The organism is uncultured Psychroserpens sp., from assembly GCF_947503375.1.
Taxonomy (GTDB): Bacteria; Bacteroidota; Bacteroidia; order Flavobacteriales; family Flavobacteriaceae; genus Psychroserpens.
This window is the reverse complement of the sequence record NZ_CANNDQ010000007.1, coordinates 64,674-83,828: the sequence shown is the minus strand read 5'-3', so window position 1 is coordinate 83,828 and position 19,155 is coordinate 64,674. Positions and strand designations below refer to the sequence as shown.

The following is a 19,155-nucleotide window of genomic DNA, read 5'->3' as shown; positions in this document are numbered from 1 at the left end:
TTTTAATTGTTATAAATTTCTAACAGCCTCTTTAAATTGACGCCCTCTATCTTCATAGTTTTCAAATAGATCAAAACTTGCACAAGCAGGTGACAAGAGTACATTATCTCCAGCTTCAGCAATTTTGTAGGCAATTTTTACTGCTTCACTCATAAATTGAGTTTCAACAATAACATCTACCATACTTCCAAAACTTTGCATTAATTTTTCATTATTAACACCTAGGCAAATGACAGCCTTGACTTTTTCATTTACAAACTGAAATAACTCTTGATAATCATTTCCTTTGTCTTCGCCTCCAACGATCCAAACCGTTGGTGCATCCATACTTTCTAAAGCATAGTAAGTAGCATTTACATTGGTTGCTTTAGAATCATTTATGTATTGTACTTTATTAATCTTTAGCACATGCTCTAAACGATGCTCTACACCTTGAAAATTTTCTAAGCTCTCACGAATGGTTTGCTTTCTAATTTTTAATAAATGAGCTACTGTTGAAGCAGCCATAGCGTTTTTAATATTGTGTTTTCCCTCTAAAGCTAAATTTGCTGTTGGCATAATTATCTGGTTGTTATCTATTGTTATTTTTATATTTTCTCTTTTTAAATACGCTCCATTTTCAATAATTTTTGTCAATGAAAATGGCACTAATATTGATTGAATTGGATGCTTTTCTAGCCAAGTCGTGATGACCTCATCATCTGCATCGTAAATGAAATAATCATCTTGGGTTTGGTTTTTGGCAATCCTAAATTTTGAAGCGATATAATTTTCAAAAACGTAATCATATCGATCCAAATGATCTGGAGTAATATTCATTAGTACTGCAATTTTTGGCTTAAACCTAACAATATCATCCAACTGAAAACTACTAATTTCCAGTACATAATTGGGAGGATTATCTTGCAGAATCTGCTTCGCGAAACTAGTTCCAATGTTACCTGCTAAACCTACTTCTAACTCTTGCTTTAAAATATGATGAGTTAGTGTTGCTGTAGTGGTTTTACCATTACTACCAGTGATTCCAATCAAAGTCGCTTCAGTATATTGCGATGCAAATTCAATTTCTGAAACCACTAAGATGTCTGCTTTCTTGATTTGCTTTACAATTGATATCTTATCTGGAATACCAGGACTTTTCATGACTAAATCTGCATTTAGAATTTTTCCCTCAGAATGCTGACCATCTTCAAATTCAATCTCATTATGTATAAGAACTTGTTTGTACTTTTCTTTTATAACTCCTTTATCAGACACGAAAACTTCATATCCTTTTTCTTTTCCTAATAGCGCTGTACCTACGCCACTTTCTCCTCCTCCTAATATTACAAGTCGTTTCATCTACCTCAACTTGAGTGTTACAATTGATAGTATTGCTAGAAAAATTCCAACGATCCAGAACCTTGTAACTATTTTGCTTTCGTGATATCCCGACTTCTGATAGTGATGATGCAATGGTGACATTTTAAAAATACGTCGACCTTCGCCATACTTTTTCCGAGTGTATTTAAACCAGCTTACTTGTAAGATCACTGATAATGACTCGGCAAAGAAAATCCCACATAATAAAGGAATAAGTAATTCTTTACGAACTGCTATTGCTATAACAGCGATCACACCACCAATTGTCAAACTCCCTGTATCACCCATAAACACTTGAGCCGGATACGTATTATACCATAAGAAGCCAATAAGCGCACCTACAAAAGCAGCAATAAAAACTACTACTTCTCCCAATCTTGGAATAAACATTACATTGAGATAATCTGAAAACACGATATTACCAGATACAAATGCAAATATTGCTAGTGCAAAAACTATAATGGCAGAACTCCCAGCAGCCAAACCATCAATACCGTCTGTGAGATTAGCTCCATTTGAAACAGCTGTTACAATGAAAATAACTATTGGAATAAAAATGAGCCATGCATAGTTTTGATATCCATCACCTAACCACGATACTAATGTGGCATAGTCGAATTCATTATCTTTCACAAATGGAATTGTTGTTTTGAGCGATTGACTCTCTTCTGCATAGAATTCGCTCTCTGAGCTTTGGGTAATCAATTCATTAGAAAACTGAGGATTTACTTTCTCTTGCTTAATTGTAACGCCTGGATGAAAGTACATTACTGCTCCTACAAAAACACCTAGTCCTACTTGTCCTAATATCTTAAAACGTCCTTTTAATCCTTCTTTATCTTTTTTGAACACTTTGATATAATCATCAATAAATCCTATTAAACCCATCCACAGTGTGGTAACAATAAGCATGATGACATATATATTATCTAGCCTAGAAAATAAGACAACTGGCAACAATGTGGCGAGTATAATTATAATTCCGCCCATTGTAGGCGTTCCTGCCTTTTCTACTTGTCCAGCAAGTCCTAGGTCTCTAACTGTTTCACCGACTTGTTGTTTTTGTAAATAACCAATGATTTTCTTTCCAAAAATAGTTGAGAATAATAGTGAACATATGATTGCCAATGCTGCTCTAAATGTGATAAATTGAAACACACTTGCGCCAGGCAATTGGTACTGTTGTTCTAAATATTCAAATAGATAATATAACATTGACTAATTTATTTCTGTAACTGCTTTAAAACATCTTGAACAATTTTATAATCATCGAAATCAAAACGTTCACCTTTGATCTCTTGATAGGTCTCATGACCTTTCCCAGCAATTAAAATGATATCATTACTATTGGCCATTTGACAAGCTGTTTTAATGGCCTGCTTACGATCTGTAATTGATATTGTTTTTTTAAAATTTTGTGGCTCTACTCCTTTTTCTATATCTTCTATGATTGCTTCTGGTGTTTCACTTCTCGGATTATCACTAGTAAATATGACCTTAGTACTCAGTGATGAAGCAATATGCCCCATTTTTGGTCGTTTTGTTTTATCTCTATCTCCACCACATCCTACAACCGTAATCAGTTCTTCATTTTTAGTACGAATACTATTAATAGTTTCTAATACATTTTTTAAAGCATCAGGCGTATGAGCATAATCTACAATAGCTGTAACTTTTTCATCTGAAATTAAATATTGAAAACGACCACTTACACTTTCTAATTCACTTATAAGTCTTAGTATTTCTACTTTCTCTAAGCCTAATAATTCTGCAGCACCATAAATAGCCGCAACGTTATATGCATTGAAATTCCCTATGAGTTTTGTCCAAAGTTCATTACCGTTTAACTTCAGAAGCAATCCACTTAATTCGTTTTCTAATATTTGTGCTTTATAATCTGCATAAGTTTTAAGTGCATAAGTGTATTTTTTAGCTTTGGTATTTTGCATCATGAACAAGCCATTTTTATCGTCAATGTTGACTAATGCGAAGGCTTGTTTTGACAATTGATCAAAGAATGCTTTTTTCACATCTCGGTATTCAGCAAAAGTGTTGTGATAGTCTAAATGATCGTGAGATATGTTCGTAAAAATACCACCTTCAAAAGATAACCCTGTAGTTCTGTTTTGATGAATTCCATGAGAACTAACTTCCATAAAACAATACTCAACACCTTCATTATTCATCAATTGTAAATACTTATTGATAGTTAGTGAATCTGGTGTTGTATGAGTAGCTTTATACTCAATTGTATCCACCATAATTTTTACAGTAGATAATAGCCCAACTTTAAAACCTGCTTTTTTAAACAATTGATATAATAGTGTGGCAACAGTTGTTTTTCCATTGGTACCTGTAACACCAACCAAGCGTAAATTCTCAGAAGGATTGCCATAGTAATTAGCAGCCATGTATGCCATGGCTTGACTAGAAGATGCAACTTCTACATATGTAATACCATCTTTTAAAACCTCTGGAAGATGTTCACATATAACCGCAACGACATCTTTTTCTATTACTTTATCAATAAACGTATGACCATCTGAAGCAACACCTTTAATAGCGACAAAAACATCTCCTTTAGACACTTCGCGTGAATCAAAATGTAACATATTGACATCTACACTTGTACTTCCAACAACGGCATTAATGGTTACTTTATACAATATGTCTTTTAGTTGTATCATTAAGTTCCTAAGACAATTATTTGATTCGGTTTTACTTTATTACCTTTTTCTACAGATTGAGATTTAACAATTCCTGCTCCACTAAGCTTAACTTTAAGTCCCATATTTTCTAATAGTGCTAATGCATCCATTGCAGGAAGACCAACAACACTTGGCATAATGGTTTTATAGGTTTGCGCTATTTCATAATAGGATTCAAACTCTTGTTCAACGTTTGTGTTTACTACTTCTAAAGTTTCAATTTCATCTATTAGTGGTGTTTCGGTATATATTTTTTGAGCAATTCTTTTAAAAACTGGACCAGATACGTCTGCACCATAATAGCCCACTTTAGTACTTGGTTTATGTATAACTACAATGCATGAATATTTTGGATGGTCTGCAGGAAAGTAACCAGCAAATGATGAAATGTATTTTCTATCTTTACGCCATTCTTCGTAATTATTATAGTCTGTTCTTGCGGTTCCTGTTTTGCCAGCCATTGAGAAATTTTCTGAGTACATGCGTTTGCCAGTACCTCTTAGGATAACATTCTTTAAAATTTCACGGATTTCAGCCAAGGTTTTATCTGAACATATTTTTTGATGAAGTAATTCCTTATCAAAAACCTCTATCTCTCTATCAAACTCCTTTACTGCTTTAATGAACCTAGGTTTAACCATCTCACCATTATTAGCTATGGCATTATAAAAGGTTAATGTTTGTAAAGGTGTCATTTGCATGTTGTATCCATAAGCCATTGAGGGCAACGCATTTTTACTCCATATAGCGTCTCCAGGTTCTGGTATTACTGGCTTCCCTTCTCCTATAATTGACACACCCAATGTTTCATTTAGATGCCAGTTTTTTATACGATTGATAAACTTTTTAGGTTGCTTAGAATAATGATCGTCAAGAATTGTAGCTAAACCAATATTTGAAGACACTTCTAAAGCTCTAGCAGCAGAAATTTTACCATAACCTCGAGAATCACTAATGGTTCTACCGTAAAAACGTTTAGACCCATTTTTAGTATCGACTATTGTAGACGTATCAATGACCTTATCTTCTAATGCAGCCATTAAGGCCATTACCTTGAATGTTGATCCTGGTTCATGACTCTCACCAACAGCATAATTTAAGCGCTCATAATATTTCCCATCTTTATTACGCCCTAAATTAGAAATCGCCTTAATCTCTCCAGTTTTAACATCCATTACAACTGCACAACCATGATCAGCTTCGTATTTTTCCAATTGCCCTAAAAGAGAATGATGAGCAATGTCTTGTATGTTCACATCAATAGTTGTATACACATCATAACCGTCTTTTGGCTCAACTTGATTGTAATCAACAATTGGTTTCCATTGTCCGTTACCAATTTTTTGTTTCAATCTTGAACCATTTTCCCCTCTTAAATATTTCTCTCCAAATGCACCATCAATACCAGGACGAGTTATGTTTCCTTTTTCATCAATTCGTTCGTAGCCAATAGTGCGCTCAGCAATGCCTCCCATTGGATGTTCTCTACGTGTGGTTTGCTCTACAATTAAACCTCCTTTTATAGCTCCGAGATTGAGCATTGGAAAGTTTCTTAATCTTATGTAATCTGAATAGCTTATGTTACGTGCTAAAAGGAAATATCGATTTTTATTAGATCTAGCTTTACTTATTGCGTTTTGATGATAACTTATAGGTTTTCCCGAATAGTTCGACAATGAATCTGATAGTGCTGTTATGTACTTATTAAATATGACGTCTTTAGGTTGCACTGCATCAATTCTAATATCGTATTTAGGAATTGAAGTTGCAAGCAAACTACCATCTGCAGAATACACGTTACCTCTATTTGCAGGAATCTCATGATTTTTAACTGTACGTTCTTCAGCAAGTGCTCTATAATCATCACCTTGAATGAATTGAATACTACACAACTTAAAAACAACAGCCAATGCGAAGACAAACATACATCCAGCTATGAAGTATAATCTGTTCAATATGTTTGTTTCGGTAGTTGCCACTAACTCAATTTTTTGATTTAATTTTTATTTTTTTCGGAGGAATTTCAGATATCTTAATTCCTTTTTCTGCTACTTTTTTTATAATCGACGATTCCATTTTAAGTCTCATCAGCTTTGATCTTCCATCAACAAATGCTGATCTTAATTCTTTCACCTCATTTTTAAGTTTTGCAATTTCATATACTTTTTGATCAGCACTATGCGAACTAGCGATCATAACGATTGCAAGTAGTGAGATAAAAATTATGATTCTCCAGTTTTTAAAAGAATCATCACTCACTAAAAACTTTCCTCTTAATATACTATAGATGCTTTTCCTCATAGTTTTTCAGCTATTCTAAGTTTAGCACTTCTCGCTCTATTATTAATTGCTATTTCAGACTTTGAAGGCACAATTAAATTGCCTACCTTTTTTAATGGTACTTCAAAATTTCCAAACACATCTCGCTCAGGCTCCCCTTCAAACAGTCCATTTCTTATAAAACGCTTTACCAATCGATCTTCTAGAGAGTGGTATGATATCAAACTTAATCTACCTCCAACCATCAAAATCTCTGGAGTTTGTGACAAAAACTCTTTTAATGCTTCAATCTCTTGGTTTACCTCAATTCTAATTGCTTGATAAATTTGAGCTAACACTTTGTTCTCCTTTTTATGATTTAAAAACTGTTTAAGCGATGCCTTTAATTGTTCACTGGTTATAATTTCCTCACTACGCCTTGCTTCAACAATTACTCTAGCCATTGCTGGCGCTTGCCTTAACTCTCCATATTGAAGAAGCACCTGTTTTAGCTGTTCTTCTTCGTATTCATTTACCACATGATAAGCCGAAATACTTTCATCTTGATTCATGCGCATATCTAAGTCAGCTTCAAATCGTGTTGAAAACCCTCGCTCGGCAACATCAAATTGATGAGAAGAAACACCAAAATCGGCTAAAATACCATCCACTTCTTTTACGCCATGAAATCTCAAAAAACGTTTTAAGTATCTAAAGTTCTCGTTGATAAGTACAAACCTATCATCATCAATTTTATTTAAAAGAGCGTCTTTATCTTGATCAAAGGCAAATAATTTTCCACTATTACCTAATCGATTCAAAATTTCTTTGCTATGACCTCCTCCTCCAAAGGTCACATCAACATAAACACCGTCTGGTTTGATATTTAAACCATCTACTGTTTCTTCTAATAGAACTGGGTTATGATATTTCATGGTCATCATCTTGTCCCATAACTTCTTCAGCTAAATCAGCAAAATCTCCTGTAGCATCATCTATAGCTTTTTCATATTTGTCTTTATCCCAAATTTCAATAATATTTATCGCAGAAGACACCACGATCTCTTTGCTAATCCCTGAAAAAGCCACTAAATCTTTTGGAATCAACAATCGTCCTGCTGCATCTATTTCAACCACTTTTAATCCTGCTGTAAATCGGCGAATGAAGTCATTATTCTTCTTCTTAAAACGATTGAGTTTATTCACTTTTTGCATTAACACTTCCCATTCGCTCATTGGATAAAGCTCTACACATGTCTGAAACACAGCTCTTTTTAAGACGAAACCATTTTGCAACACTGGCAGTAGCTGTTTTTTTATAGCAGCAGGAAGCATTAGCCTACCTTTGGCATCTACTTTACATTCATAAGTTCCAATTAATGGGTTCAAAGTGACTGATTTAGTACAACTAACGATTAAGATTCAAATATATTGAAAAATTTACCACATCTTACCACATCTTACCACTTTTGTTGATAAATTTTCGATGAAGTGCTATTTTTAGACTTTTTAAGACTTCATTACTTAGTTAAAAAATTAAAAATCAGCTGGCTAAAAATAAAATTGCTGGTTCATATCTATTGTTAATATCTCATATATTCATATACATGTTCTATTAAATAATGTGAGAATGTTTTAATTGAAATACCTATATTTGTTTTTGATCAAATGACCTATAGTTAATGGCGCATCATTTAAAGAAGGAAAAAAATTTTAGATATATTGAAGTTGGAGAAGGAACACCAATTATTGTGTTACATGGTCTCATGGGTGGTTTGAGTAATTTTGATGCCGTTACTTCTTTTTTTAGCCAAAAGGGATACAAAGTGCTTATCCCTGAACTTCCAATATACACCATGTCTTTAATAAAAACCAACGTAAAAAGTTTTGCTAAATACTTATACGATTTTATAGAATTCAAAGGTTTTGAAGAAGTTATTCTATTAGGAAATTCTCTCGGCGGACACATTGGACTTTACCATACGAAATTATATCCTGCTAAAGTTAAATCGTTAATCATAACAGGAAGTTCTGGTCTATACGAAAGTGCTATGGGTGGCGGTTACACTAAACGTGGCGATTACGAGGTCATCAAGAAAAAAGCGCAAGATGTTTTTTATGACCCTGCTGTTGCCACTAAAGAAATTGTTGATGAAGTATACGAAACAGTAAATGACAGAAACAAGTTGATTAAAACATTAGCTATTGCTAAAAGTGCTATAAGGCATAATATGGCTAAGGATTTACCAAAAATGAATTTACCAGTTTGTATTATTTGGGGTAAAAATGACTCTGTAACGCCTCCAGAAGTAGCCACAGAGTTTCATGAACTACTTCCTGACTCTGATTTATTTTGGATTGATAAATGTGGTCATGCAGCAATGATGGAGCATCCAGATGAGTTCAATGAGGTTCTTTACAAGTGGCTACAGGAAAGAAAATTATAATCAACTACACAGTAATAAGCACTTCTTTTTTATTTAAACGATCATGATTATAAAAACTGCCGAATTTATAATAAGTAATTCTGATGTGGACAAGTGCCCTAAAGACTATTTGCCAGAATATGCATTTATTGGACGAAGTAATGTGGGGAAATCGTCACTAATTAATATGCTCACAAATCATAAAAACTTAGCAAAGACATCTGGAAGACCAGGAAAGACACAACTGATTAATCACTTTCTTATAAATAAAAATTGGTTTTTAGTAGATTTACCAGGCTACGGTTATGCTAGAGTTTCTAAAACTGCTAAAAAAAAGTTTCAAAAATTTATTACCGACTATTTTGAGAAGCGGAAACAACTAGTTTCTGCTTTTATATTGGTTGACATAAGGCATGAGCCTCAAAAAATTGACACAGAGTTTATGGAGTATTTAGGAATAAGAGAAATTCCTTTTTGTATTATTTTTACTAAAGCCGATAAATTAAAACCCAACGTGATTAAACGTAATATAGAGACCTATTTCAGTGAACTTCTTAAAACCTGGGAAGAATTACCACAGTATTTTGTAACATCATCCTCAAAGGCTATTGGTCGTGATCAAGTGCTTGAATTTATAGATCGTACTAATGATCAAATAAATTCGATGCGATAATTATTTTTAAAGTGACTGTAAACTTTTTACTTATTGGTTCAGCAAAATCAGCTACGACTAGCTTAAGCAATGGAATTTCTCAACATCCAGACATCTGTTTTTGTAATCAAAAAGAGCCTCAATTCTTCAGTAAAGAAAACTGGAAAGAACATTTACATGAATATCATTCACTGTTTAAAAAAACAGCAAAATTATATGGTGAAGCATCAACAAATTATTCAAAATTTCCTCATTACAACCAAAATATACATAAGGATATATTTAACTATAATCCAAATATGAAAATCATTTATATAATGAGGCATCCATTAGATAGAATGATTTCTCATTACATTCATTCTTTCAATAGAGGTCATGAACCATTAAAAGACATAAATGAAGCTATTTCTTCAAATATTCATTATATAAACACAGGTAAATACGCGATGCAAATTGAGCCTTATATAAAACATTTTGGAAGAAAAAATGTGTTATTATTATTTTTTGAGGATTTTATAATTAACCCTCAATCTGTTTTGAATACGGTGTTTAACTTTCTAAATATTGAACCAATTGTAATTGACAACAAATTTCTAAACACAAATAAAAGCTTTGACAAAAGCATAATACATCACAAATACGACAATCCAAAAACACTAACAAAAAAAGTAAAGAAGGTATTATTAATAATTAAAAATACTGTATTTAGTTCTGATATGATTAATAAAAAACCTCAACTTGACGAGCAAACTAAAAGCTATGTTTTAGAGAATATAAAAAGTGATGTTAAAAAAATCGAAACATTAACTAATAGAGACTTATCACATTGGTTGATCTAAGATTTTACATCTAAAGCATCTCTAAGTGCATTTCCAACGAGCATAAACGCCATCACCAAAATCATAATACACAAACCAGGTATCAAGGCTAAATATGGCTTACCTAAAATAATATAATTATAGTGATCTTTTATCATTGCGCCCCAACTTGCCATTGGTGGTTGAGCTCCAATACCTAAAAAACTGAGACCACTTTCTATAAGTATTGCCGCTGCAAAATTTGCAGCTGAAATTACAATTATTGGCGCCATTATATTAGGGAGAATATGCTTTGAGATAATTCTAAAATCATTGTAACCTAAAGCTTTTGCAGCAGTAACATATTGCATCTCTTTAACACTTATGATTTGACCTCTCACAACTCTCGCCACTTCAACCCACATGGTTAAACCTACAGCTATAAATACTTGCCAAAACCCTTTCCCTAATGCTAATGTAATTGCTATTACCAAAAGCAAGGTGGGAATAGACCACGTTACGTTAATAATCCACATAATAAGAGCATCTATTTTGCCTCCATAGAAACCAGCTACACTTCCCATTAAAATTCCAATAACCAGAGATATAAACACAGCAACAAAACCAATAAAAAATGAAATTCTAGAACCAACTAAGATCCGACTAAGTAAATCTCTACCATATTTATCTGTACCAAATATAAATGTTCTTTCTTTGACAAATGATTTATAATCTTTATTTGGAAAGACCTCCAAGCTTATAGATTTTTCTACACCAATCAATCCATCTGAAGCATATTCTATATAATGTAGGTCCTTATCGCCTTTTTTAAAGTCTGAAATTGGAATTTCGATAACGCCATTGTAATCTCCATAAAATAATTTTGAAAATACATTTTGTTCACTTTCTGAGTCTGAAGGCAATCTCAACATTAATACTTTGAATCCAGGAGATTTTGAGTGAATTGATAAATTCATTTGATTTGCATCTTGCGAATTATCAGGCGCAACTACATATGCAAATACAGAGATCAATCCAATGATAATAATTAGCCAAAAACTTAAAACGCCCCAAAAGTTCTTTTTAAACTTTTGAAGCGCTAGTTGAGTTAATGAGGCACTATTTGCCATATTAATTTTTTACTGATGTAGCCACTTTATTTTTAATACCATAAGTCATTTTTAGATCATTTAAAACATTGAGTGCTTCTTCAATGTAGACATCTTTACTCAAATCTAAATGCCACCTTTCTCGTTTTTGTTTTAAAACTGAATCTTGCTCCATAAGTTTCAATTCGTATGGTAAGGATTGAAATGTTAAGTTGGTATTATACTCTGACAATTTCTCGAAGCGTTTTGCTTCTTTTTCATTAGCCTCTAATGTTGCCTTATAAGACTCATAATTTAGAGAATACGATTCTCTGTCACGCATTTTTTTCACCCACTGTGCATTAGCATCAATTAACTTAAGTTGTTCGTTATTTGCCATACGTTGCTTACTTTTAGAAATGGTAGTGTCGTAATCGTAATAACTATCCCACAGGTCGTAATCAACAGCATCAATTTTATCCCATTCTAAAGGATTTTCTTGATCCTTCTCACCAATATCAATATAACTATATCGATCTGGAACCACGACATCACTTTTTACACCTTCTAATTGTGTAGAACCACCATTGATTCTATAAAATTTTTGAGTAGTGAATTTTAATGCTCCCATATCTCCATTGCTATTATTCCTAACCATTCGATTTAGATCTAATACATTTTGTACTGTTCCTTTACCATAAGTTTGTTTACTACCAATAACTATGGCTCTTTTATAATCTTGCATAGCTGCAGCTAAAATTTCAGAAGCAGATGCAGATAATTCATTAACCATGACTACTAGTGGCCCGTCCCATACTATAGACTTGTCTCTATCTTTTAGAACTTCTTTTGGTTCTCCTGCAGTTTTAACTTGTACAACTGGTCCATCTTTAATAAAAAGACCTACCATATCTACTACGGTTTGTAGCGAACCTCCACCATTATTTCTTAAATCTAAAACCAGACCTTCCATTCCTTCTTCTTTCAATCTCTCAATTTCAAGCTTGAGATCAGAAGCTGCATTTCGCTTATTATAATCATTAAAATCGACATAGAACTTAGGTAAATTTATAATTCCATATTTTTTATCATCCTTAATAACTGTAGATGATTTTGCGTACGTTTCTTCTAGCTCAACTATATCTCTAGTAATAGTTATATCCTCAATTGTACCATCAACTTTTTTCAGTGTAAGTGTAACATTTGTTCCTTTAGGACCTTTAATAAATTTGATGGCGTCGTCTAATCGCATTCCAACAATATTCAATGCCTCGTCTTCATCTTCTTGTTTCACTTTTAATATTTGGTCACCAACTTCTAATTCATTTTGTCTCCAAGCTGGACCACCACTAATAATTTCATTTACAGTAATTGCATCCATCCTTTTTTGAAGACGTGCACCTATACCTTCAAAGTTACCAGACATTGCAACATCAAAACGATCTTTATCTTCAGGAGCAAAATAGAACGTATGCGGATCGTATTCTTCAACAATGGCATTCATATATACTGCAAACCAATCTTTACGTTGCCTATCATCTATGAAGTCATACAACTCATCTAAAGATTTCAAAGTAGACTCACGTGCTTCCTTTTCTAATTCTGTTAAGGATTTCTTTACGGGTATTTCATTTTTAGAATTATTTACATCAGCGTCAATTTTACCATTACTTTGATTAGTAGCAACAGCTCTTTCTTGCTCAGAAATTAAATCGTCATAATTTGCAATGGTAGAAAACTTCAATTGCTTTCTCCAGCGTTCTTTCATTTCCTTTCTAGAATTTGCATAAGGTAAGTTTTCATAATCTGTAGAAAATGTTTCATCAGTTGAGAAATCGAATGCTTCTTTAAGCACTTCCTTATAAACACTTTTTGACTCTTCAATACGTTGCAATAAACGGTCGTGGGTTACATTAAAAAATGTAATGTCGTATGATTTTATTTGATCGTCTAAATCTGTTTTATAGGCTTCAAATTCTTTAATATCCGAAGCATAGAAATAACGTTTGAAAGGATCAAGTTGTTCAAGGTAATCATCAAACACTTCTTTTGAGAAATCATCATTAACCTGTTGAGGATTGAAATGCCCTTGATCTAAAACGTAAGTAATAAGTTGTACAAGCAATTTGTCTTTATCTGGATCTTCAAATGTTTTAGACGTAAAACTGCATGAAGCAAAAGCTAGTAATAATACTAATAACAATAATTTATAATTCCTTTGCATAATAGTCTTCATAGTATTTTTTTTATATAAGCGTGTTTAAGATATCGAATTCAAAACCACGTACACACCAATTCATAATTTTTACTAAAGTAAAAGAAAAAACCGTGCCATTAAAATCAACTCCTACTAATTTTTTGTTAAACCTTTATTTATAGGAAATTCAAGCATGTTTGCATACTTTTGCAGTAGTTAAAATTTAAGGCAAATGTTAAAAAAACCTCTTATCTTAGTTACTAATGACGATGGTATTACTGCTCCAGGAATTAGGGCGCTTATCGAAGTGATGAACACCATTGGAGATGTAGTTGTTGTTGCGCCTGATAGCCCACAAAGTGGTATGGGTCATGCAATTACCATTAACTCTACATTATATGTTGAAAAAGTTACGATTGATAAAGGCAAACAAATTGAGTACAGCTGTTCTGGAACTCCAGCAGACTGTATAAAACTTGGTGTTAGAGAAATTCTAGACAGGCGACCAGACATTTGTGTATCTGGAATTAATCATGGTTCGAATTCATCGATAAATGTAATATACTCTGGCACGATGAGTGCTGCTATAGAAGCAGGAATTGAAGACATTCCTTCAATAGGGTTTTCTTTATGTGACTACAATTGGAGCGCCAACTTTGACGCATGTAAAACCTATGTAAAAACAATAACCGAACAGGTGTTACAACATGGTTTAGCCAAAGGTGTTGTTTTAAATGTAAATTTTCCAAAACTTGATAAAAAAGAAATAAAAGGAATTAAAATTTGCAGACAAGCTAGAGCAAATTGGGAAGAAAAATTTGACAAGCGAAAAAACCCTCAAGGTAGAGATTATTACTGGTTAACTGGGAAATTTGTAAATTTAGATGATGGCAAAGATACGGATGAATGGGCTTTAGAAAATGGTTATGTTTCTGTGGTGCCAATACAATTCGATCTCACAGCACATCACTGTATTCAGCATTTAAACTCATGGGATTTTAATGAAAAGTAAAAATATAGCGATTGGACTTATAGTTGGGTTAATTTCTAGTGCTTTAGGGTTATTATTAGCTCTTAAGTTCTTTGGCAGTGAAAATTCTATATACGAATCTTTACAGCAATCAATTAGGCAAGGGGTATTAACAAAATTAGTAAGCATTGGCGCCCTTTTAAATTTAGCAATCTTCTTTCTTTTCATAAACAAAAAGCAAGATCTAAAAGCAAAAGGCGTGTTAATTGCTACAGTTCTTGTTGCTGTTGTAACCATTATTGTTAGATTTATTAAATGAAATATTACATCATAGCTGGCGAAGCCTCTGGAGATTTACACGGCTCAAATCTTATGAAAGCATTACAACATGTAGATAACAATGCTGAATTTAGATTTTGGGGAGGTGACTTGATGCAAAGTGTTGGAGGCTCTCTGGTTATACACTACAAAGATCGCTCATTTATGGGTTTTGCTGAAGTTATATTTAACCTAAGAAAAATTTTAGGTTTAATCAAATTCTGTAAAAATGATATTGATAATTTTAAACCAGACGTTATTATTTTTATTGATAATTCTGGTTTTAATCTACGCATAGCCAAGTGGGCAAAAGAAAAAAACTACAAGACACATTATTACATTTCGCCTCAAGTATGGGCATCAAGAGCTAGTCGAGTTGAAAAAATTAAAAGGGATATAGATGCAATGTATGTTATTCTTCCTTTTGAAAAAGATTTTTATAAAAAATACAATTATAGTGTTCATTTTGTAGGGCATCCACTTATTGATGCTATTGCTGATAGACAGCAAATTGACGAGTCTACTTTTAGAACTACACATCATCTTAGTGATAAACCAATAATAGCGCTCTTGCCTGGTAGTAGAAAACAAGAAATCACAAAAATGTTAGGTGTTATGTTAAGTTTAGTTGATGATTATAAAGATTATCAATTTGTTATTGCCGGAGCTCCTAGTCAGGATTATAACTTTTACAAATCGTTTATAAATCAAAAAAATGTAGCTTTTATTTCTAATAAGACCTATGATCTTTTAAGTGTCTCTCACGCTGCTTTAGTTACTTCTGGTACTGCTACATTAGAAACTGCATTATTTAAAGTGCCTCAGGTAGTTTGTTATAAAGCTAACACAATATCATATCATATTGCAAAACGTATTATAACATTGAAATTTATTTCCTTAGTGAACCTGATTATGGATCGCGAAGTCGTTACTGAATTAATTCAAAGAGATTTAAACAAAAAACGATTAAAAATTGAATTGGAGAAAATTCTAAACGACGAAGAACGAATTAGGCTATTCATAGATTATTACGATCTTGAGAAAAAATTAGGAGGAAAAGGTGCTAGTGTAAATGCAGCTAGTTTAATCTTCCAAAGCTGTAAATAACATTGTTAAAAACGTGAGATCTATCTTCATATAGAAATTAAATTATTATATATTTTTATACCCTATTAGTGTTTTTTTATGAAAAAAATTATCCTACTTATAATTTTATGTTTCTGTTTAGGCAGTTGTAATTCTTCTAAAGGAGTTAAGACCAAAAAAACCAAAACGGCTAAAGTTAATACTAAGAAAACAAATACATCATCTGTATCTTCAAAAACCATTTCGAACATTATTGATTATGCTAAAACTTTTGAAGGAACGCGCTACAAATATGGTGGTACAACAAAAAAAGGAATGGACTGTTCTGGTTTAGTTGTTACAGCATTTAAAAAAGAAGAGGTCTATTTACCAAGAACTACAGATGATTTATCGAGACGTGGTGAATGGATTGATGTAAAAGACGTAAAAGAAGGTGATTTATTATTCTTTGCTACGAAAAAGAATAGCCGCAAAGTGAATCATGTTGGTATTGTCACAAAATCTCGACCAGGATACGTCGAATTTATTCATTCTACTACAAGTAAAGGTGTAATTACATCCAACTTATCTGAACGTTATTGGTATCTAGCTTACGTACAAGCAAGACGCGTTGTATAGTTTATTTTCTATAAATATAGTTTATTTACTATATTTATAGAAATGAAACCACTCAATTTCACCATTATAAAGTTAACTATTTGCTTGATTACGGGCATTTTAATTTCACATGGTTTTGACCTAAAGATTGAAATAATTTTCTATATAGTAGCAATTGCATTAGTCTTAACTATTTTAACCTATTCTCTTAGTAAACAACGATTGAATAAAACAATTTGGTTTGGAGTTATGGCATACTTACTGATGTCAAGCATAGGCTTATTAATCTACAGTAGTCATGATCAAAAAATGTTTAAACAACATTACAGTAACGCTGATGTCTTAAACAAAGATCAGGAAGACGTACTAATTTTCAAGATTAGAGAACACCTAAAACCTACAGCTTTTCATAATAAGTACATCATTGATATTATAAAACTTAATGATAAAACTGTAGACGGAAAAATGCTTTTAAATGTTAAAAAAGACAATTTAAAAACAACCTATAATGTAGATGAAATATTAGTAGTAAATACTTTTATAAAGCCTATAAAATCACCCTTAAATCCAAATCAATTTGATTACAGTTCATATTTAAAAAAACAATATATCTATCATCAACTATTTGTGGGCAACAACTCCATTTTAAAAATAAATTCAAATCAAACCACTATTTATGGTCATGCCGATAAGCTTCGAAAACACATTAACAAAAAAATTGACAAGTATAATTTTAAACCAGAGGTAATAAATATAGTTAACGCATTAATACTTGGCCAAAGACAGAATATGGATAAGATAACTTATGAAAACTATGCTAAAGCTGGTGCTATACACATTTTGGCTGTATCTGGCTTACATATTGGTATTATCTTATTATTGCTAAATTTTATCTTTAAACCCTTACTCTATCTAAAACATGGAAAAGCAATACGAGTCATCTTGATTTTAATATTGTTGTGGAGTTTTGCTGTTGTAGCAGGACTATCTGCATCAGTAACACGAGCAGTAACCATGTTTAGCATTATTGCGCTAGCTATGCATTTAAAACGAACAGCTAACATATACAACACCTTAGCCATTTCAATATTTATTCTCCTGCTATTTAAACCTATGTTTTTATTTGATGTTGGTTTTCAAATGAGTTATTTAGCAGTATTGTCAATTGTATCAATACAACCTATGATTTATAAATTATGGATTCCCAAATGGAAAATCATTAATTACTTTTGGCAAATATTTACCGTCACTATTGCTGCTCAATTTGGAGTTGTACCTGTAAGCTTGTATTACTTTCATCAATTTCCAGGTTTATTCATCATTTCCAACATGGCAATTATTCCATTTCTTGGAATAATATTAGGCTTAGGAATTATAATTATCGTTTTAGCGTTATGTAATCTTTTACCAAAATCACTTGCTAGCCTTTATGATAATCTTATTAGTTCAATGAATAGTTTGGTGAATTGGGTTTCAAAGCAAGAACCGTTTTTAATTAAAGATGTGTCATTTAATCTACTTCACGTTATTCTTGCCTATACGATAATTATTATAATCGTCTTACTGATTAAAAAGCCCAACTTTAAACGCGTATTACTATTGTGCATTGGAATACTATTGATTCAAATTGGGTTTATAGTTAACAAGATTGAAACTTCAAAAAATGCATTCGTTATTTTTCATAAAAGTAGACATACCATTATTGCTCAAAAGACGAATACGCATCTAAAAGTGTGGCATAATCTAAATGGTAGTTCTGTGAAAAATACTATAGTTAATAATTTTAAAATAGGAAACTTTATAAAATCAATCGATCAAGACTCAATACGCTCAGTTTATCAAATAAATAGTAAAAATTTGTTAATCGTAGATAGTTTAGACATTTATAATATTAAAGGCTTTAAGGCTGATTACGTTTTATTACGAAACTCTCCTAGAATAAACTTAAAACGCTTGATCGACTCATTACAACCAAAATTGATCATCGCTGATGGAAGCAATTATAAAACCTATCAAAAACGTTGGAAAGCAACTTGTGTAAAAGAAAAACTCCTTTTCCACCAAACCAGTGAAAAAGGAGCATTAATAATTAAATGATACCATTTACTGCTGAAATTCAGGCTTAAATGCTTTAGAATACGTACTAAAATCCTCTTGAGTCATCCCAACATAATCATCTTCTTTAAATAGCTTTAGATATAGTTCAATACCTTGAGGCTGTTTATATCCACGAATTGGAGCAATAACCTTAGCATTTTCATCAAAAAATACAATCGTTGGATACGCGCTAACCTTTAAATATCGAGTTAACTCATGTACACCATTTCGTCTGTTTGCTAAAGCTGGTTTATAATTAGGATTACTAAATGTTTTACCATCATAATTAACTGTTGAATCACCTTCAGCGTTAAACTTCACAGCATAATAATTTTCATTCACGTAGTCTACAACATCTTTATTATGAAATGTGTTTTTATCAAGCATTTTACATGGACCACACCAGTTGGTATAGACATCCATCATGATTTTTTTCGGGTTTTTCTTTTGAAGTTCTAATGCTTCATCTAAGGTAACCCAATTAATACCTTCTAACTGAGCAAAACTACTAACGGAAGTTAATAGTGCTAAAACAAGTATATATGTTATTTTTTTCATGATTAATGTGTTGCAATTTCTATTCCGAACTTACGAAAAA

18 protein-coding genes are annotated in these 19,155 nt (G+C 32.3%); 8 read left to right on the top strand and 10 right to left on the bottom strand.

What is annotated here, in order from left to right:
• Window positions 1–9 precede the first annotated feature (9 nt).
• The 7 genes from murD to mraZ are packed head-to-tail and all read right to left on the bottom strand — an operon-like array spanning window position 10 to window position 7,718.
• The gene (murD, locus tag Q0876_RS12675) at window positions 10–1,341 is read right to left on the bottom strand and encodes a UDP-N-acetylmuramoyl-L-alanine--D-glutamate ligase (protein WP_299228436.1); all 1,332 of its coding nucleotides are present in this window, start codon (window positions 1,339–1,341) and stop codon (window positions 10–12) included.
• Window positions 1,342–2,577 (bottom strand): phospho-N-acetylmuramoyl-pentapeptide-transferase, encoded by a 1,236-nt coding sequence (gene mraY, locus Q0876_RS12670; protein ID WP_299228434.1) that lies wholly within the window; start codon window positions 2,575–2,577, stop codon window positions 1,342–1,344.
• 8 nt (window positions 2,578–2,585) lie between these two features.
• Entirely contained in the window at window positions 2,586–4,049 is a 1,464-nt protein-coding gene (locus Q0876_RS12665; RefSeq protein WP_299228432.1) for a UDP-N-acetylmuramoyl-L-alanyl-D-glutamate--2,6-diaminopimelate ligase, read from the bottom strand.
• The gene (locus Q0876_RS12660; protein ID WP_299228691.1) at window positions 4,049–5,995 is read right to left on the bottom strand and encodes a penicillin-binding protein; all 1,947 of its coding nucleotides are present in this window, start codon (window positions 5,993–5,995) and stop codon (window positions 4,049–4,051) included. The genes Q0876_RS12665 and Q0876_RS12660 overlap by 1 nt, the downstream gene beginning before the upstream one ends.
• 58 nt (window positions 5,996–6,053) lie before the next feature.
• Window positions 6,054–6,371 carry an FtsL-like putative cell division protein gene (locus Q0876_RS12655; protein WP_299228430.1) on the bottom strand — a complete coding sequence of 106 codons (318 nt, stop codon included), beginning with the start codon at window positions 6,369–6,371 and terminating at the stop codon, window positions 6,054–6,056.
• Window positions 6,368–7,264 carry a 16S rRNA (cytosine(1402)-N(4))-methyltransferase RsmH gene (gene rsmH / locus Q0876_RS12650; protein WP_299228429.1) on the bottom strand — a complete coding sequence of 299 codons (897 nt, stop codon included), beginning with the start codon at window positions 7,262–7,264 and terminating at the stop codon, window positions 6,368–6,370. The genes Q0876_RS12655 and rsmH overlap by 4 nt, the downstream gene beginning before the upstream one ends.
• Window positions 7,251–7,718 carry a division/cell wall cluster transcriptional repressor MraZ gene (gene mraZ / locus Q0876_RS12645; protein ID WP_299228428.1) on the bottom strand — a complete coding sequence of 156 codons (468 nt, stop codon included), beginning with the start codon at window positions 7,716–7,718 and terminating at the stop codon, window positions 7,251–7,253. The genes rsmH and mraZ overlap by 14 nt, the downstream gene beginning before the upstream one ends.
• Before the next feature lie 293 nt (window positions 7,719–8,011).
• On the opposite strand from mraZ, the gene Q0876_RS12640 reads away from it, so the two are divergent.
• Genes Q0876_RS12640 through Q0876_RS12630 form a run of 3 tightly spaced genes read left to right on the top strand, consistent with a single transcriptional unit; the run spans window position 8,012 to window position 10,246 of the window.
• The gene (locus tag Q0876_RS12640) at window positions 8,012–8,776 is read left to right on the top strand and encodes an alpha/beta hydrolase (RefSeq protein WP_299228427.1); all 765 of its coding nucleotides are present in this window, start codon (window positions 8,012–8,014) and stop codon (window positions 8,774–8,776) included.
• 43 nt (window positions 8,777–8,819) lie between these two features.
• Window positions 8,820–9,428, top strand: a complete 609-nt coding sequence (gene yihA / locus Q0876_RS12635; RefSeq protein ID WP_299228426.1) for a ribosome biogenesis GTP-binding protein YihA/YsxC — start codon at window positions 8,820–8,822, stop codon at window positions 9,426–9,428.
• An 11-nt stretch (window positions 9,429–9,439) separates the two neighbouring features.
• A complete protein-coding gene (locus Q0876_RS12630) occupies window positions 9,440–10,246 on the top strand; it encodes a sulfotransferase (protein ID WP_299228424.1) in 807 nt (268 codons plus the stop codon).
• Here Q0876_RS12630 and Q0876_RS12625 read toward each other — a convergent pair.
• The gene (locus Q0876_RS12625) at window positions 10,243–11,334 is read right to left on the bottom strand and encodes an ABC transporter permease (RefSeq protein ID WP_299228422.1); all 1,092 of its coding nucleotides are present in this window, start codon (window positions 11,332–11,334) and stop codon (window positions 10,243–10,245) included. The two genes, Q0876_RS12630 and Q0876_RS12625, sit on opposite strands and share 4 nt — an antisense overlap.
• Before the next feature lies 1 nt (window position 11,335).
• A complete protein-coding gene (locus tag Q0876_RS12620) occupies window positions 11,336–13,516 on the bottom strand; it encodes a carboxy terminal-processing peptidase (protein WP_299228689.1) in 2,181 nt (726 codons plus the stop codon).
• A 205-nt stretch (window positions 13,517–13,721) separates the two neighbouring features.
• Between Q0876_RS12620 and surE the strand changes: the two genes are divergently transcribed.
• The 5 genes from surE (at window position 13,722) to Q0876_RS12595 (ending at window position 18,557) form a co-directional block, all read left to right on the top strand.
• Complete coding sequence (gene surE / locus Q0876_RS12615; protein WP_299228419.1) at window positions 13,722–14,501, top strand: 5'/3'-nucleotidase SurE; 780 nt, start codon at window positions 13,722–13,724, stop codon at window positions 14,499–14,501.
• A complete protein-coding gene (locus Q0876_RS12610; RefSeq protein WP_299228417.1) occupies window positions 14,491–14,778 on the top strand; it encodes a hypothetical protein in 288 nt (95 codons plus the stop codon). The genes surE and Q0876_RS12610 overlap by 11 nt, the downstream gene beginning before the upstream one ends.
• On the top strand, window positions 14,775–15,884 hold the full coding sequence (gene lpxB / locus Q0876_RS12605; protein ID WP_299228415.1) for a lipid-A-disaccharide synthase: 1,110 nt from the start codon (window positions 14,775–14,777) through the stop codon (window positions 15,882–15,884). The genes Q0876_RS12610 and lpxB overlap by 4 nt, the downstream gene beginning before the upstream one ends.
• A 78-nt stretch (window positions 15,885–15,962) precedes the next feature.
• A complete protein-coding gene (locus tag Q0876_RS12600) occupies window positions 15,963–16,481 on the top strand; it encodes a C40 family peptidase (protein WP_299228414.1) in 519 nt (172 codons plus the stop codon).
• A 42-nt stretch (window positions 16,482–16,523) separates the two neighbouring features.
• Complete coding sequence (locus tag Q0876_RS12595; RefSeq protein WP_299228412.1) at window positions 16,524–18,557, top strand: ComEC/Rec2 family competence protein; 2,034 nt, start codon at window positions 16,524–16,526, stop codon at window positions 18,555–18,557.
• A gap of 6 nt (window positions 18,558–18,563) precedes the next feature.
• Here the strand turns inward: Q0876_RS12595 and Q0876_RS12590 are convergent, their stop codons facing one another.
• Window positions 18,564–19,115 (bottom strand): thioredoxin fold domain-containing protein, encoded by a 552-nt coding sequence (locus Q0876_RS12590; protein ID WP_299228410.1) that lies wholly within the window; start codon window positions 19,113–19,115, stop codon window positions 18,564–18,566.
• Window positions 19,116–19,155 lie beyond the last annotated feature (40 nt).